20 protein-coding genes are annotated in these 14,896 nt (G+C 71.8%); 11 read left to right on the forward strand and 9 right to left on the reverse strand.

From position 1 onward, the window contains the following. Positions 1-24 precede the first annotated feature (24 nt). Both ACNKF0_RS18610 and ACNKF0_RS18615 read right to left on the reverse strand, forming a co-directional pair. Positions 25-543: a dihydrofolate reductase family protein gene (locus ACNKF0_RS18610; protein WP_416954321.1), complete on the reverse strand. Its 519-nt coding sequence runs from the start codon at positions 541-543 to the stop codon at positions 25-27. Between the two features lie 61 nt (positions 544-604). Further along, entirely contained in the window at positions 605-1,180 is a 576-nt protein-coding gene (locus ACNKF0_RS18615; RefSeq protein WP_299926234.1) for a TetR/AcrR family transcriptional regulator, read from the reverse strand. A 66-nt stretch (positions 1,181-1,246) separates the two neighbouring features. Here ACNKF0_RS18615 and ACNKF0_RS18620 point away from each other — a divergent pair, with 66 nt between their 5' ends. Further along, positions 1,247-1,861 carry an NAD(P)H-dependent oxidoreductase gene (locus ACNKF0_RS18620; RefSeq protein WP_416954322.1) on the forward strand — a complete coding sequence of 205 codons (615 nt, stop codon included), beginning with the start codon at positions 1,247-1,249 and terminating at the stop codon, positions 1,859-1,861. 1 nt (position 1,862) lies between these two features. Here ACNKF0_RS18620 and miaA read toward each other — a convergent pair whose 3' ends face one another. Beyond that, complete coding sequence (gene miaA / locus ACNKF0_RS18625) at positions 1,863-2,774, reverse strand: tRNA (adenosine(37)-N6)-dimethylallyltransferase MiaA (RefSeq protein ID WP_416954323.1); 912 nt, start codon at positions 2,772-2,774, stop codon at positions 1,863-1,865. 82 nt (positions 2,775-2,856) lie between these two features. On the opposite strand from miaA, the gene ACNKF0_RS18630 reads away from it, so the two are divergent. From ACNKF0_RS18630 to ACNKF0_RS18645, 4 genes are all read left to right on the forward strand, one after another. Further along, positions 2,857-3,084 (forward strand): antitoxin, encoded by a 228-nt coding sequence (locus ACNKF0_RS18630; protein WP_416954324.1) that lies wholly within the window; start codon positions 2,857-2,859, stop codon positions 3,082-3,084. Next, positions 3,081-3,611, forward strand: a complete 531-nt coding sequence (locus ACNKF0_RS18635; protein ID WP_416954325.1) for an NUDIX hydrolase — start codon at positions 3,081-3,083, stop codon at positions 3,609-3,611. Before ACNKF0_RS18630 ends, ACNKF0_RS18635 begins: the two co-directional genes overlap by 4 nt. Further along, on the forward strand, positions 3,608-3,916 hold the full coding sequence (locus tag ACNKF0_RS18640; protein ID WP_416954326.1) for a hypothetical protein: 309 nt from the start codon (positions 3,608-3,610) through the stop codon (positions 3,914-3,916). Before ACNKF0_RS18635 ends, ACNKF0_RS18640 begins: the two co-directional genes overlap by 4 nt. Before the next feature lie 161 nt (positions 3,917-4,077). After that, positions 4,078-5,037: a hypothetical protein gene (locus ACNKF0_RS18645; protein ID WP_416954327.1), complete on the forward strand. Its 960-nt coding sequence runs from the start codon at positions 4,078-4,080 to the stop codon at positions 5,035-5,037. A gap of 69 nt (positions 5,038-5,106) precedes the next feature. Here the strand turns inward: ACNKF0_RS18645 and miaB are convergent, their stop codons facing one another. Further along, positions 5,107-6,609, reverse strand: a complete 1,503-nt coding sequence (gene miaB, locus ACNKF0_RS18650) for a tRNA (N6-isopentenyl adenosine(37)-C2)-methylthiotransferase MiaB (RefSeq protein ID WP_416954328.1) — start codon at positions 6,607-6,609, stop codon at positions 5,107-5,109. Between the two features lie 68 nt (positions 6,610-6,677). Here miaB and ACNKF0_RS18655 point away from each other — a divergent pair, with 68 nt between their 5' ends. The 5 genes from ACNKF0_RS18655 (at position 6,678) to ACNKF0_RS18675 (ending at position 10,588) form a co-directional block, all read left to right on the forward strand. Continuing rightward, entirely contained in the window at positions 6,678-7,175 is a 498-nt protein-coding gene (locus ACNKF0_RS18655; RefSeq protein ID WP_416954329.1) for a 2'-5' RNA ligase family protein, read from the forward strand. 59 nt (positions 7,176-7,234) lie between these two features. Next, positions 7,235-8,011, forward strand: coding sequence for an amino acid ABC transporter ATP-binding protein (locus ACNKF0_RS18660; protein ID WP_299926261.1), 777 nt, complete (start codon positions 7,235-7,237; stop codon positions 8,009-8,011). A gap of 50 nt (positions 8,012-8,061) precedes the next feature. Further along, positions 8,062-8,952, forward strand: a complete 891-nt coding sequence (locus ACNKF0_RS18665) for a glutamate ABC transporter substrate-binding protein (RefSeq protein ID WP_416954330.1) — start codon at positions 8,062-8,064, stop codon at positions 8,950-8,952. A gap of 92 nt (positions 8,953-9,044) precedes the next feature. After that, complete coding sequence (locus ACNKF0_RS18670) at positions 9,045-9,734, forward strand: amino acid ABC transporter permease (RefSeq protein WP_299926267.1); 690 nt, start codon at positions 9,045-9,047, stop codon at positions 9,732-9,734. After that, complete coding sequence (locus ACNKF0_RS18675) at positions 9,731-10,588, forward strand: amino acid ABC transporter permease (RefSeq protein WP_416954331.1); 858 nt, start codon at positions 9,731-9,733, stop codon at positions 10,586-10,588. The genes ACNKF0_RS18670 and ACNKF0_RS18675 overlap by 4 nt, the downstream gene beginning before the upstream one ends. A gap of 7 nt (positions 10,589-10,595) precedes the next feature. Here the strand turns inward: ACNKF0_RS18675 and ACNKF0_RS18680 are convergent, their stop codons facing one another. The 5 genes from ACNKF0_RS18680 to ACNKF0_RS18700 all read right to left on the reverse strand — a co-directional run bounded on the left by ACNKF0_RS18680 (position 10,596) and on the right by ACNKF0_RS18700 (position 14,200). Beyond that, entirely contained in the window at positions 10,596-11,072 is a 477-nt protein-coding gene (locus tag ACNKF0_RS18680) for a hotdog fold domain-containing protein (protein ID WP_416954332.1), read from the reverse strand. 124 nt (positions 11,073-11,196) lie between these two features. Continuing rightward, a complete protein-coding gene (locus ACNKF0_RS18685; RefSeq protein ID WP_416954333.1) occupies positions 11,197-12,102 on the reverse strand; it encodes a N5-glutamine methyltransferase family protein in 906 nt (301 codons plus the stop codon). Next, complete coding sequence (locus tag ACNKF0_RS18690) at positions 12,099-12,947, reverse strand: SGNH/GDSL hydrolase family protein (protein WP_416954334.1); 849 nt, start codon at positions 12,945-12,947, stop codon at positions 12,099-12,101. The genes ACNKF0_RS18685 and ACNKF0_RS18690 overlap by 4 nt, the downstream gene beginning before the upstream one ends. Before the next feature lie 75 nt (positions 12,948-13,022). Beyond that, the gene (locus ACNKF0_RS18695) at positions 13,023-13,400 is read right to left on the reverse strand and encodes a VOC family protein (RefSeq protein WP_416954335.1); all 378 of its coding nucleotides are present in this window, start codon (positions 13,398-13,400) and stop codon (positions 13,023-13,025) included. Beyond that, positions 13,397-14,200: a trans-aconitate 2-methyltransferase gene (locus ACNKF0_RS18700; RefSeq protein ID WP_416954336.1), complete on the reverse strand. Its 804-nt coding sequence runs from the start codon at positions 14,198-14,200 to the stop codon at positions 13,397-13,399. The genes ACNKF0_RS18695 and ACNKF0_RS18700 overlap by 4 nt, the downstream gene beginning before the upstream one ends. 208 nt (positions 14,201-14,408) lie before the next feature. On the opposite strand from ACNKF0_RS18700, the gene ACNKF0_RS18705 reads away from it, so the two are divergent. Next, entirely contained in the window at positions 14,409-14,894 is a 486-nt protein-coding gene (locus ACNKF0_RS18705; RefSeq protein WP_416954337.1) for a MarR family winged helix-turn-helix transcriptional regulator, read from the forward strand. Positions 14,895-14,896 lie beyond the last annotated feature (2 nt).

A 14,896-nucleotide genomic window follows, 5' to 3' on the forward strand; every position in this document is an offset into this window, starting at 1 on the left:
TGCGTCGTCGTACGCGCTCTCCCGTCACCGGACGACCGAGTAGCGCCCGCACATGAAGTCGCGGTTGCGGGCGGTCTCCTCGAGCCGCAGCTCGACGTGGCGAGGCAGCACCGGTGCGCCGCTGCCGACGGTCACCGGGGCGTACTGGATCCACACCTCGTCGAGCAGCCCCGCGTCGTGGAACTGACCGACGAGCTCACCACCGCCCACCACCCACAGGTCCTTGCCGTCGGCGGCCTCGGTCATCTCGGCGTGGACGCGGCGCACGTCGTCGCGGTCGAACCGCACGCTCGGCGGCGCCTCCGGGAAGGTGCGGTGGGTCAGCACCCAGGTCGGCAGCGGCCCCCACGGGTCGTCGTCGTGGTCGAGGATCCACTGCCAGGTGGTGGCGCCCATGACGCAGGCGCCGACCTGCTCCCGGAAGGACGGGTAGGCCATCGGGCCGTCCATGTCGATGTCGCGCGAGGTGAGCCAGTCGAGCGAGTGGTCGTCGGTCGCGATGAACCCGTCGAGCGTGCAGCCGGTGTAGTAGATCGTCGCCATCGGACCACCATGGCATCGCCCACCGACACCGCGCGTGATCGAGCGCGCCGGCTCCGCACCGCTACCGCACGAGCGCGTCGAGGGCGGACTCCGCCGCCTCGGGCGGGAGGTGGCCGAGGGTGATCAGCTGGGCCATCCCGTGCACCGTGGACCAGAGCGCGGCCGAGAGGGCCATCGGATCGCGCCCCTCCCAGCCCGGCTCCTGCACAAGCGCACCGACCAGCGACCCGAGCAGCTCCTCGTTGCGGGCGATCAACGGGGCCATCTCCGCGCTGGGAGCACCGGCAGCGCAGTAGTCAGGGTCGAAGACCAGCGCGAACGCCTGCGGGTGGGCGGCGGCGTAGCCGACGTAGGCCAGACCGAGCGCACGCACCTGGGCGACCGTTCCCTCGGCTGCGCGCACCGCCTCCTCCTGGGCGGCCAGCAGCGCTGCCATGCCGCGTACGCCGAGCGCGCTGAGGAGCGCGGCCCGGTCGCCGAAGTGGTGGTAGGGCGCGTTGTGGCTCACCCCGGCCCGCCGGGCGACCTCGCGCAGGCTGATCTTCGCCGCCGAGGTGGTCTCGAGCAGGTCGAGCGCGGCGTCCTCGAGCGCGGCCTGCAGGTTGCCGTGGTGATAGCCGGCCGCAGATCTTGACATGAGCAACATCCTACTCCAATGTGGACGTTGTCCAGATTCTTGTCACTGTCCAGATTGGAGCCCGCCATGGGCCACGTCCTCGTCATCGACGGCCACCCCGACCCCGCCTCGCTCACCGCGCGCCTCGCCACGTCGTACGCCGACGGCGCCGGCGCCACCGCGCTCGTGCTGCGCGACCTCGACTTCGACCTCACCCTCCGCACCGGCTACCGGACCCCGCAGGACCTCGAGCCCGACCTCGCCCACGCCCAGGAGCTGCTCGAGTGGGCCGACCACGTCGCCGTGTTCACGCCCCTGTGGTGGGGCTCGGTGCCCGCGCTCCTCAAGGGCTTCTTCGACCGCACCCTGGAGCGCGGCTGGGCCTTCCGCTACAAGGACAACGGCATGCCCGAGGGCCTCCTCGCCGGGCGCACCGGCCGGCTCGCGGTCACCTCCGACTCGCCGCGGTGGTACCTCCCCCTCGTCGGCGACAGCACCGTCAAGCAGGTGCGCCGCCGCACGATGGAGTTCTGCGGGATCAAGCCGACGAGGCTCACCCGCTACGCCGACGTCCGCGGCCGGACCAACGAGCAGATCGAGACGTGGATCCGGGAGGCGGCCGACCTCGGGGCCGCCGACGCCGCCCGGCCGGGCCGTCCCGCGCGCCCCGACGTCGTACGTCCGGAGCCGACCGCCGCCTGAGTCAGCCGAGCCGCTCGACCGCCCCGACCGCCTTGTCCACGCGGTCGGGGTCGTCGTGGGCCACCCACACGATGCGCGGGTCCTTGCGGAACCACGAGTCCTGGCGACGCGCGAAGCGGCGGGTGGCGACGGTGGTCTGCTCCATCGCCTCGGCGAGGCTGCGGTCGCCGGCGAGGAAGCCCATCACCTCGCGGTAGCCGATCGCGCGTGACGCGGTGCGCGCGTCGGCGAGGCCGCGGTCGAGCAGTGCCTCGACCTCCTCGACGAATCCCCCGGCGAACATCTCCTCGACCCGCCGGGCGATCCGCGCGTCGAGCGTCGGCCGGTCGATGTCGACCCCGATCTGGACGGTCAGCGGGTCGACGTACTCGAGGCGCGGGAGGCTGGCGCTGTACGGCCGGCCGGTGAGCGCGACGACCTCCAGCGCGCGGACGACGCGGCGCCCGTTGTCGGGCAGGATCGACGCGGCCGCCTCGGGGTCCACCCCTGCCAGCCGCGCGTGCAGCGCGTGGCTGCCGATCCGCTCGAGCTCGACCTCCAGCTCGCGGCGCAGCGAGTCGTCGGTGCCGGGGAACTCGAAGCGGTCGAGGATCGCGCGGGTGTAGAGCGCGGAGCCGCCGACCAGCACCGGGGTGGCGTCGCGGCCGCGGATGTCGGCGATCGCGTCACGCGCCCAGCCCTGGAAGAGCGCGACGGTGGCCGGGGCGGTGACGTCGTGGATGTCGAGCAGGTGGTGCGGGATCCCCCGCCGCTCCGAGACCGGCAGCTTGGCCGTCCCGACGTCCATCCCGCGGTAGACCTGCATGGCGTCGGTGTTGACCACCTCTCCCCCGACCCTCTCGGCGAGGTCGAGGCTCAGCCCGGTCTTGCCCGACGCGGTGGCGCCGACGAGGGCGACGACCGGACGGGACATGCCCCGATTGTCGCAGCGTGGCTAGTCTCGGCCGTGCCGGAGTCCCCATCCGCCGGGGTGGGCCGGCCCCCGAGGAGGACGCATGGGTTTCCTGGACAAGGCCAAGGCCACGCTCACCGACGCCGTCGACCAGCACGGCGACAAGATCGCCCAGGGCATCGACAAGGCCGGCGACATGGTCAACGAGAAGACCGGCGGCAAGCACGCCGACAAGATCGACCAGGCCACCGGCAAGGCGCGCGACGCGCTCGACTCCCTCGACGGCAGGAACGACGACATCCCGCCCGCCCCGCCGACCTCCCGGGCGTGACCGTCCCGCCCTTCGCCCTCGTCCCGGCGTCCTACGTCTACCTGCTGCGCGACGGGGCCGCCGGCACGGAGGTCCTCCTCCAGCGGCGCGGCCCGGTCCCCTACATGCCCGACCACTGGGCCGCCGCGGCCGCCGGGCACGTCGAGCCGGGCGAGACGGCGTACGACGCTGCGCGCCGCGAAGCGGTCGAGGAGCTCGGGATCACCGACGTGTCGCTGGAGTTCGCGTTCACGATGCAGCGCAGCCAGTTCGGGCCGGCGGTCGAGGAACGGGTGGACTGGTTCTTCACCGCCCGGTCGTGGAGCGGCGAGCCGCGGATCGTCGAGCCCGAGAAGTGCGCGGAGCTGGGCTGGTTCGGCCTCGACGCGCTCCCCCAGCCGATGGTCCCGCACGAGGCGCACGCGCTGGCCCACCTGTCCTCCGGGGTCGGCTACCTCACCTTCGGGTGGGATGCTCGCCCGAGCGGGGGTGGCCCGAGCAGCCTGGCCGAGGCAGGATCGCCCGAGACCCAGGGAGGGAATCGATGACCAACGAAGAGCTCAGCCCGATGCCCGAGCCGTACGCCGAGGAGCCCCAGCTGGTGCCCGGCGGAGTCGACGCACTGGTCGAGGACCCCGCGGACGCGGGCCTCGCGCGTGACCTCGACCCCGACGACAACCCCGCCGTCGACGACGTCCTGCCCGACGAGATCGCCGAGGCCGACGAGAAGTCGCAGGCCCCCGACGGCGAGGCGGAGGACAAGGAGTCCGACACCCCGCGCTCGTCCGACGCCTCCGACTCGCCGAGCGCCGGCCAGGAGGCGGAGGACGGCTCCCCGGAGCCCCCCGCCTGACCATCTCGCGCCGAGCACCCGCCCCGAGCACCCGCCCCGAGCACCTCGCACTGTGCGGTGGCTGTGGTCCGTCTGATGGACCACAGCCACCGCGCTGTCGTTCTCCACAGGTGACAAGGGCCCTCTGGCGGGCATGAGGCCACCCGGACGAGGCTGGGGCGATGGATCTCGAGGCCTGTTCCGGAGTGCTCGCCCTGCAGTCGGGCGTCATCTCCAGGAGGCAGCTGACCGCCGCCGGAGCGCTCGGCCACGACGTCAAGCGGATGCTGCGACGACGCGACCTCGTACGCCTGTACGACGGCGTGTTCGTCAACCACACGGGCCAGCCCACGTGGGTCCAGCGAGCGTGGGGCGGAGTCCTGCTCGCGTGGCCGGCCGCCCTGGCCCGCGACAGCGCCCTCCGCGCCGGCGACGGACCGGGCCGCGCCGGCCGCGACGACTCGGTGATCCACCTCGCCGTCGATCGGCACCGCGCCGTGCGGGTGCCCAGCGGCTACCGGCTCCACCGGATCAGTGACTTCGACGCCAAGGTGCAGTGGAACGCCAGCCCGCCGCGCGTGCGCATCGAGGAGGCGCTGGTCGACGTGGCGGCCGCCGCCACCTGCGACTTCGACGCGATCGCCGGCCTGGCTGACGCCGTACGGGCGCGACGCACCACGCCGGAACGCATCCGTCAGGCGCTCGACGCCCGGGCGAGGATCGCCCGTCGGGCCTTCCTGCGCGGTGTGCTCACCGACCTCAAGCAGGGCACGTGCTCGGTGCTGGAGCATGGCTACCTGACGCTCGTCGAGCGTCCGCACGGGCTCCCGGTCGCCGAGCGGCAGCTCCGCGACTCGATCAACGGCCCGCTCTACCGGGACGTCGTCTATGCGGTCGGGCAGGTCGTCGAGCTCGACGGCCGCATGTGGCACGACAGCCCGCAGCAGCGCGACGCCGACCTGGATCGCGACCTTGATGCAGCCGTGGTGCGAATCGGCACCGTACGACTCGGATGGGGTCAGGTCTTCGGCCGCCCGTGCGCGACCGCCGCCCGCGTGGCGCGACTGCTCAACGCCCGCGGGTGGTCGGGCAGGGCCCGGACGTGTCCCGCGTGCCCGGATGCCTGGCCGACGGCGAGCTGATCCCGCCCACGCCAGACAGCGCGGTGACCTTGGTCCACCGGGTGGACCACAGGCACCGCACAGAGCCGCTCAGCCGCAGGCGGGCGCCGGAGGCAGCGGGGCGGGGACGCCGACGGCGGGCATGCCCAGCCCGATGGCGGCCGGCGCGGAGGGGGTCGACGTACGACGCTCCCAGGCGTCACCGGCGCGGGTGCGGCGCACGGAGCGGATGGCGCCGTCGGCGACGAGGTGGTGCGGGGCGGCGTAGGTGATCTCGACGGTCACCATGTCGCCGGGCCGGACGGAGTCGGCGTCGACGGCTGAGAAGTCGGCGGCGAAGTGGACGAGCCGGTTGTCGGGCGCGCGGCCGGACAGGCGCTGCGTCTCGGTGTCCTTGCGGCCCTGGCCCTCGGCGACCATCAGCTCGACGGTGCGACCGACGAGCGCCTTGTTCTCGGCCCAGGCGATCTCGTCGACGACCTCGGCCAGGCGCAGGTAGCGGTCCTTGACGACCTCGGGCGAGACCTGGTCGTCGAGCACGGCGGCCGGGGTGCCGGGGCGCTTGGAGTACTGGAAGGTGAAGGCCGAGGAGAAGCGGGCGGCGCGGACCACGTCGAGGGTGGCCTGGAAGTCCTCCTCGGTCTCGCCCGGGAAGCCGACAATGATGTCGGTCGTGATCGCGGCGTCGGGGATGGCGGCCCGCACCCGGTCGATGATCCCCAGGTAGCGCGACTGGCGGTACGAACGGCGCATGTCGCGCAGCACCTTGTCGGAGCCGGACTGCAGCGGCATGTGCAGCGAGGGCATCACGTTGGGCGTCTCGGCCATCGCCTCGATGACGTCGTCGGTGAACTCGGCCGGGTGCGGCGAGGTGAAGCGCACCCGCTCGAGGCCCTCGATCTCACCGCACGCGCGCAGCAGCTTCGAGAAGGCCTGGCGGTCGCCGAACTCCACGCCGTAGGCGTTGACGTTCTGCCCGAGCAGGGTGATCTCGGTGACGCCCTCGGCGACCAGCGCCTCGACCTCGGCGAGGATCTCACCGGGCCGGCGGTCCTTCTCCTTGCCACGCAGCGCCGGGACGATGCAGAAGGTGCAGGTGTTGTTGCACCCGACCGAGATCGACACCCAGGCGGCGTACGCCGACTCGCGCTTGGTGGGCAGCGTCGAGGGGAAGACCGACAGCGACTCGAGGATCTCGACCTGCGCCTCCTCCATCACCCGCGCCCGCTCCAGCAGCACCGGCAGCGACCCGATGTTGTGGGTGCCGAAGACGACGTCGACCCACGGCGCCCGCGTGGTGATCGTCTCGCGGTCCTTCTGCGCCAGGCAGCCGCCGACGGCGATCTGCATGCCCGGCGTGACGGCCTTGACCGAGGCGAGCTGGCCGAGGTTGCCGTAGAGCTTGTTGTCGGCGTTCTCCCGCACGGCGCAGGTGTTGAAGACGACCACGTCGGCCTGCTCGTCCGACGTCGCGCGGACGTATCCCGCGTCCTCCAGCAGGCCACTGAGCCGCTCGGAGTCGTGGACGTTCATCTGGCACCCGTGGGTCTTGACCTCGTAGGTGCGTGCGGGGGTCTCTGCGACGGTGCTCATCTCGGGGTCAAGGGTACGGCGGCCGGCGGGGGCCGCGGCAATCGTGCCGGCCGACCTAGGCTCGCGCCATGCCCCGCATGCACGCGCTCGAGCTGCTGCCCGACGAGGCCGGCTGCGACGTCGTACGCCGTGACTGGCAGGTGCTGCGCGACGCGGGCCTGCCCTCGCAGCTGGACCACCGCGGCGCCACCAACAGCCCGCACGTCACGGTGCTCGCCGCGTCGGCGCTTGACGGCGACGACGAGCAGCGGGCGGCGGAGCTGGTGGCGTCGCTCCTGCCGACGCAGGTGCGGGCGTCGGGGATCGCGCTCCTCGGCGGCACCCGGGTCTCCGTCGTCCGCGTCCTCGACGTGCCGGACCCGCTGGTGCGCGTCGTGCTCGACCTGCGGTCGCAGGTGCGCGACGTGCAGCACGTCGGGTGGCTCCCGCACGTCACCCTGGCCCGCCGGATGGACCGCGCCGACGTGGGCCGGGCGGTCGAGGCGGTGGGGCACGAGGACGTGGTCCTCACGCTGGCGTCGCTGCGTCGCTGGGATCCCGACGCCGGAATCGTCACCACTCTGTAATGGTCCTGATGGGCCATGTGTGATGGCCCAAGCGGTCCCCCTGCCGATAGGTTGCGCCTATGACCGCGCAGGAAACGGGCACCGTCAGCGCCGGCCGGGGCGAGCCCCTCGTCGTGCTGAGCGGCGTCCAGAAGCACTTCGGGCAGCTCCATGCACTCAAGGACATCGAGCTCAGCGTCAAGCGCGGTGAGGTCGTCGTCGTGATCGGGCCGTCCGGATCGGGCAAGTCCACGCTGTGCCGCACGATCAACCGGCTCGAGACGATCGACGAGGGCACGATCACCCTCGACGGCAAGGACCTCCCCCAGGAGGGCAAGGCGCTCGCCGCGCTGCGCGCCGAGGTCGGCATGGTCTTCCAGAGCTTCAACCTCTTCGCCCACAAGACGATCCTGGAGAACGTCACCCTCGGCCCGATCAAGGTCCGCGGCATGAAGAAGGACGAGGCGGAGAAGAAGGCACGCGAGCTGCTCGACCGGGTCGGCGTCGGCCACCAGGCCGAGAAGTACCCCGCCCAGCTCTCCGGCGGCCAGCAGCAGCGCGTGGCGATCGCCCGTGCGCTGGCGATGGAGCCGAAGGTGATGCTCTTCGACGAGCCCACCTCCGCGCTCGACCCGGAGATGATCAAGGAGGTCCTCGACGTCATGGTGGACCTCGCCCAGCAGGGCATGACGATGGTCGTCGTCACCCACGAGATGGGCTTCGCCCGCACCGCCGCCGACCGCGTCGTCTTCATGGCCGACGGCGCGATCGTCGAGGAGAACACGCCCGAGGAGTTCTTCACCAACCCACGCTCGGACCGCGCCAAGGACTTCCTCGGCAAGATCCTCAAGCACTGAGGCGCGCGTCCGACCACGAGTTCCCCGCACCACAGACAAGGGAGAAGCAGATGCGATTCATCCGTACCAAGGCCGTCATCGCGACGGTCGGGCTGGCCCTCTCGCTGGCAGCCTGCGGCGACGCAGGTGACGACGGCGGCGAGGCCACCGACGTGGAGGTCCAGGAGAACGCCGCCGACGAGTTCGACGACGGCACCGCGATGAAGGAGTTCGCCGACTCGGGCGAGATCACCATCGGCGTGAAGTACGACCAGCCCGGTATCGGCTTCAAGGGCGCCACCGACGACATGCCGGTGGGCTTCGACCCCGAGATCGGGAAGATCCTCGCCGGCTCGCTCGGCATCGCCCCCGAGGACATCACCTGGAAGGAGACGATCTCCGACAACCGCGAGCCGTTCCTCCAGGAGGGCGAGGTCGACCTCGTCATCGCCTCGTACTCCATCACCGACGAGCGTCGTGAGGTCGTCGGCCAGGCCGGCCCCTACTACGTCACGGGCCAGCAGCTGCTGGTGAAGTCCGACAGCGACATCGAGAGCCTCGAGGACGTCGCGGGCACCGAGGTCTGCTCGGTGACCGGCTCCACGTCCCTGGAGAACATCAAGGCCGAGGGCGCCAAGCCGCGCGGCTTCGACACCTACTCCGAGTGCGTCGACCAGGTCCTGAGCGGCACGGTGGACGCCATGACGACCGACGGTGCGATCCTGCTCGGCTACGCCGCGGAGAACCCCGACGAGCTCAAGGTCGTCGTCGACCCGTTCTCCGAGGAGCGCTACGGCGTGGGCTACAGCCTCGACAAGCCCGAGATGTGCCAGTGGATCGTCGACACGCTGACCTCCGCGCAGGAGGAGGGCACGTGGGGCGAGGCCTTCGAGGCCACCCTGGGCCAGTCGGGCGTCGAGACGCCCGAGCCGCCGGCGATGGACGAGTGCCCGGCCGCCTGACGCCGGACCACACCACCACCCGGATCACCACCTGATCGGACGCCGGCGGGCCGCGAGGCCCGCCGGCGTCCCGCAGAGAGGAGCCCGCCGCCATGGATGCGGTGTTCTCGAACTTCGACGAGTACCTCAAGGCGTTCGGCCTGACCATCGGCCTGTTCGTGGTCTCCGGCATCGCCTCGCTGGTGCTCGGCACCATCCTGGCTGTGTTCCGGGTCGGCCCGGTGTCCGTCCTCAACAAGGCGGCGGCCGTCTACGTCACCATGTTCCGCAACACGCCGCTGCTGATGATCTTCGTCTTCATCTTCATCGCCATGCCGGTGATGGGCTACAACTTCAAGGTCGTCGAGGACATCGAGATCGCGGGCTACAACGTCTCTGCCTTCTTCTTCCGCGCCTGCCTGGCCCTGACGCTCTACACCTCCGCCTTCGTCTGCGAGGCGATGCGCTCCGGCGTCAACGCCGTACCGCTCGGGCAGGCCGAGGCGGGTCGCGCGATCGGGCTGACCTTCGCCCAGTCGATGAACCTCGTCATCCTCCCCCAGGCGGTGCGCGCCGTGATCCCGCCGATGACCAGCGTGCTGATCGCCCTCGCCAAGAACACCTCCGTGGCGGCGGCCTTCGGCCTCGCCGAGGCGACCGCCACGATGCGCGGCTTCACCAACGACAACGCCGACCAGCGGATCGGGATCTTCCTGGCCTTCGCGGTCGGCTACATCATCGTCGTCGAGGTCATCTCCCTGGTCTCGTACGGCATCGAGCGGAAGGTCAAGGTCGCCCGATGACGACATCCGTCCTCTTCGACGCCCCGGGCCCCAGGACCGTCGCCCGCCACCGCATCTACTCCGTCGTCAGCCTCGTCGCCCTGGCTGCGCTGGTCGCCTTCGTCGTGTGGACGATGTACGACACGGGTCAGCTCGAGTACGAGCTCTGGGAGCCCTTCGTGACTCCGGAGTACGTGGAGTACATCCTGGTCGACGGTCTCCTCGAGACGCTCAAGATGGCCTTCTTCTCCATCATCTTCGCAGTGGTCTTCGGGCTCGTCTTCGGCGTCGCCAAGCTGTCGGACCGCGCGTGGGTGCGGTGGCCCGCCTGGCTCGTCGTGGAGTTCTTCCGTGCCGTGCCGGTCCTGCTCCTGATGGTCTTCGCCTTCTTCCTGCTCGCCATCGGCGACGGCCCGCTGACGTCGTTCTGGTGCGTGGTGATCGCCCTGACGCTCTACAACGGGTCGGTGCTCGCCGAGGTGTTCCGGGCCGGCATCAACGCCGTGCCGCGGGGCCAGGCCGAGGCGGCGTACGCCGTCGGCATGCGCAAGTCGCAGGTGATGACGTCGGTGCTGCTGCCCCAGGCGGTCAAGATCATGCTGCCGGCGATCATCAGCCAGATGGTCGTCGCGCTGAAGGACACCAGCCTCGGCTACTACATCCTCGCGCCTGGCCTCACCGCCGTGGGCAAGCCGATCTACCTCGAGTTCAACAACCAGGTGCAGGTCGCGATCGTGATCACGGCGCTCTACGTGGCGGTCAACCTGGTCCTGACCTGGATCGCGACCAAGGTGCAGAAGCGCCTGGTCGGCGAGAAGAGCCCGCTCGAGCTGAGCCGGGTCGGCAACCTCGACGGCGGGAGCAACACCGCCTGACCCGTCGCTACGCTCCGGTCCTCTCGGTCACCCAGAGCCGGATCTCGCCCTCGACGACGACCGTGCCGTCGGTGCGTACGCCGCGCACGCGCACCGGCAGGTCGTAGCCGTCACCCGGATCCGCCGTCCACTGCTCGGGGTCGGTCTCGGCGATGCAGGTGATGTCGGTCGTGGCCTTGGCGGTGTAGGCCACCTCCATGCCCTTCGGGATCCAGCGCCGGTCGCGCGGGATGGTCGCCTCGGCGAGCGCGCCCATCGCCGCCTCGAGGCCGTTGCACAGCGCGATCGCGTGCACGGTCCCGAGGTGGTTGTGCACCCGCCGCCGCTTGCGGATGACGAGCTCGGCGCGGTCGGGCTCGATGACGGTGAACCGCGGGCGGATCGAGGCGAAGTACGGCGCCTTCTGGCTGAACGCGAGCGAGAAGGCCCGGGTGCCCAGCGGGAGGGCGGAGGTCTTCCGCCACAGGTCGAGGACGGCAGTCATGCCGGAATGCTACCAGTCGGTAACTTCGGGCGGAGTCCCCGCTCGTGCGGGGAGTCCGCCACCTGGAGGCCGTTGCAACCCCCTCGAGGTGTCGGACTTCCCCACCGAGTCGGGGCCGTGGCGGTCAGCTCCGGCGGGCGGTGATGACGCGGATGTTGCCCTCGTCGTCCTCGACCGGCTCGACGACGTCCCACCCGGGGAAGCGCGGGATCCGCTTCTGCCAGTACGACCCCTGGCCGAGGCCGATCTCGAAGCACAGCCACCCGCCGGGGCGCAGCCAGTCGGGCGCCTCCTGGACGAGCCGGCTGACGATCGACAGGCCCAGGCTGCCGCCGTCGAAGGCCATGCGGGGCTCGTGCTCGGAGATCTCGGCGGCCATCTCCCCCACCCGGGCCGAGGAGATGTAGGGCGGGTTGCAGATAAGTACGTCGACCCCGCCCCGCAGCTCGGCGGGCAGGGCGTCGAACAGGTCACCCTCGTGCACCGTCACGCGGTCGGCGACCCCGGTGAAGACCATGTTGGCGCGAGCCAGGCCGACGGCTGCCGTCGAGAGGTCGGCGGCGTGGAGCGTGACGCGCGGGGCGGCCACCGCGACGGCTGCCGCGAGGTTGCCGGCGCCCGTGCACAGGTCGACGACGAGGGAACCCTCGGTGGTGCGGACCAGGTCGAGCGCGGTGCGGCCGAGGATCTCCGTCTCCACCCGGGGCACGAGCGCCTCGGGCCCGGCGAGGAGCTCGACACCCATGAAGCTCTGCCGCCCGGTGAGGTGGCCCAGCGGCGACCCGGCGATGCGCCGCTCCATCAGCGCGCCGAGCAACCGCTCGCCCTCGTCGGTCAGGGGTCGCAGCGGCGCGACGGACGCGGCCGCCACGGAGAGCGGCGTACCCGCCGCCACGGCCCACAGGGCGCGGAGGGTCGACTCGGGCGTCTCCTCGGGATGGTCCGGGAGGATCGCGGCCTCGGCGTCGAGGCGGGCGAGGTGGCGCTCGAAGAGGGGCGGCGCTGCGGCTTCGGCGGTGGTGGCGGTCATGCGGGTGCTCCCTGCGTGAGGACGTCGAGGAACCGGGCGGCCAGCACGGTCGCCCCGGCGGGGTTGAGGTGCTGGCGGTCGGGATCGGCCCACCCCGGGGCGAGCGTGGCCAGCCTGGTGCCGTCGGCGGCGGTGCTCTCGACGGCGGCGATGTCGAAGAGGTCGTCGTCGGCGTAGGCCTCGCGGACGAGGTCGTTGAAGCGCTCGCGGGCGTCGTTGTCGTCGCCGCGCACGAGGACCTTGAGGTGCTGCTTGACCCCGGACGGTGCCGCGGTCAGGGGCACCGTCGCGTGGATGAACCGGACGTCCGGGTGGTCGCGCTGCAGGTCGTCGAGCGTCTGGCGGTAGGCGGCGAAGAGCCGGTCGACGTCGGTCGCCGCCGTCACGTCGGTGTAGCAGAGCTTCACCATCGCCACGTCGACCTGGCTGACCAGGCCCGCGCGCATCACCGTGTCGAAGTTCGCGAGCTTGCCCATCGGGTCGCCGTTGACGCCGATCTCGGCGTGGATCACCGCGCCCTGCCCGGCGGGGACCTCCGGGACCGGGTCGTCGACCGCCACCTGCACGACCCGCGCCTCCGCGACGTCCTTGTCGGCGTATAGCCGGTCGAGTCCGTCGAGCAGGTTCCAGCCGATCGACATGTGGCCGATGAAGACGCGCTGGCCTGCAGCCTCGCGCAGCTCGGCGGGCGGCACCGTCCGCGCCGCGGTGTCCGGGGACGGCTCCGGCTCGCGGGGCCCCCAGAAGCGGACCAGCACGACCGCGCCGACCGCGAGGACGACGGCAGCGCCCAGGAGCACCCGCCCGACGGCGTGTGCTCCCGACCCCCTGCGCTCCCTCAGCACCCCGACACCGTAGGGACGTATCGGCCCCCGCCACGCGCGCGGTCGCCGAGGTGCCCCCATTCTGGGGACAACCGCTCAGCGGAGCTGCAGCACCTCGACCCGGTTGCCGTGGCCGTCGTGCGTGTGGAGCCGGACGTGGCCGGGGAACGAGTCGCGCTGGCTCTCGTCCACGTCGAAGCCGAGCGTCCGGAGCCGGTCCGCGACCTCCTCGAGGTCGGCGACAACGAAGGCCGGGTGCGCCTTGCGGGCCGGCGCGAACGGTTCCTCGACGCCGACGTGCAGCTCGGCCGCGACGGCCCCCGCGTCGTCGTACGCCCGGAACCAGCACCCGCCGCGCGCCACCAGGTCGGCCGGCTTGTCGACCTCGGCCATGCCGAGCCCCTCGGCGTAGAAGCGGCGGGCTCCATCCTCTCCCCCGGGCGGGCAGGCGACCTGCACGTGGTGGAGCCTCACGGGACCGGCACCCCCTGCGGCTTGCGCGCGACCACGAAGATCCGCCGGAAGGGCATGACCACGCGACCCGCGGTGTCGGCCGGGTAGGCGTCACGCAGCAGCGCCTTGAACTCGTCCTCGAAGAGGGGCCGCAGGTCGTCAGGCAGCGCCTGCAGCGTGGGCCTCGCGCCCGTGCCCGAGACCCAGTCGAAGACCGGGTCCTCGCCGGTCAGGACGTGGAGGTACGTCGTCTCCCAGGCGTCGACCTCGCAGCCGAGGTCGAGCAGGACGCGGGCGTAGTCGACCGGGTCGTGGCTCGCCGGCACGCGGGCGTCGTGCACGTGCTCGGCGTACGGCGCCCGGGCCGCCAGGTCGGTGCGGGTGGTGTGGCTGGGCTCGTCGAAGTTGCCGGGCACCTGGAAGGCGAGCCAGCCGCCGGGCTGGAGGCGGTCGAGCAGGCCGGGCAGCAGCTCGAGGTGGTCGGGGACCCACTGCAGGGTGGCGTTGGACACGAGTACGTCGATCGGCTCGTGCAGGGCGAGCGGGTCGCGGCGGGCCCAGTCGCGCAGGTCGCCGACCTCCCACCGGATGCCGCCGACCGCGCGGGCGGCCTCGATCATCTCGGGACTGCTGTCGACGCCCGTGACCGCGGCGCTGCGCCACCGGGCGGCCAGCAGCGCGGTGAGGTTCCCGGGCCCGCAGCCGAGGTCGACGACGACGCGCGGGTTCTCGGCGGGCACCCGGGCGAGCAGGTCGACGAACGGCCTGCCGCGCTCGTCGGCGTACGCGAGGTAGCGGTCGGGGTCCCAGGTGTGGCTCATGTGCGTCCTCCACAGGCAGTCGGCGGCGGCCCTCGTCTCGTACGGAGATATCTGAGGACGTCGTGGTAGGTCAATCGCTGGATCCACCTACCAGAACGTCCTCAGATATCCCGGATCGAGAGGAAGTGTCTTGATGTCGAGATACCTCCACCCTCGTCCGAAACAGTCTCGATGTCAAGATTCTCGACCGATCTGGCACGATGGCGGCATGCGTGACGAGGTGGACGACCTGGTCGAGGCATGGCGCCGCGAGCGTGGCGACCTGGACCTCGCGCCCGTCGAGGTGTTCTCGCGCATCAGCCGCCTGGCCCGCCACCTCGACCTCGCCCGGCGCGACGCCTTCACCGCGCACGGCATCGAGTCGTGGGAGTTCGACGTGCTCGCCGCGCTGCGGAGGGCCGGTCAGCCGTACGAGCTCTCCCCCGGCCGGCTGCTGCGCGAGACGCTCGTGACCAGCGGCACGATGACCAACCGCGTGGACCGGCTCGCCGGGCGCGGGCTCGTCGAGCGGCTGCCCGACCCCCACGACCGCCGCGGCGTGCTGGTCCGGCTGACCGCCGACGGCAAGGCCGCGGTCGACGGCGCCTTCGAGGCGCTGCTCGCGGCCGAGGCCGACCTGCTCGCCGACCTCCCGGACCGCGACCGCACCCAGCTCGCGGGACTGCTGCGCTCGCTGCTCGCGCCCTTCAGCTGATC

It is taken from the genome of Nocardioides sp. T5 (genome assembly GCF_048161455.1).
GTDB lineage: Bacteria > Actinomycetota > Actinomycetes > Propionibacteriales > Nocardioidaceae > Nocardioides.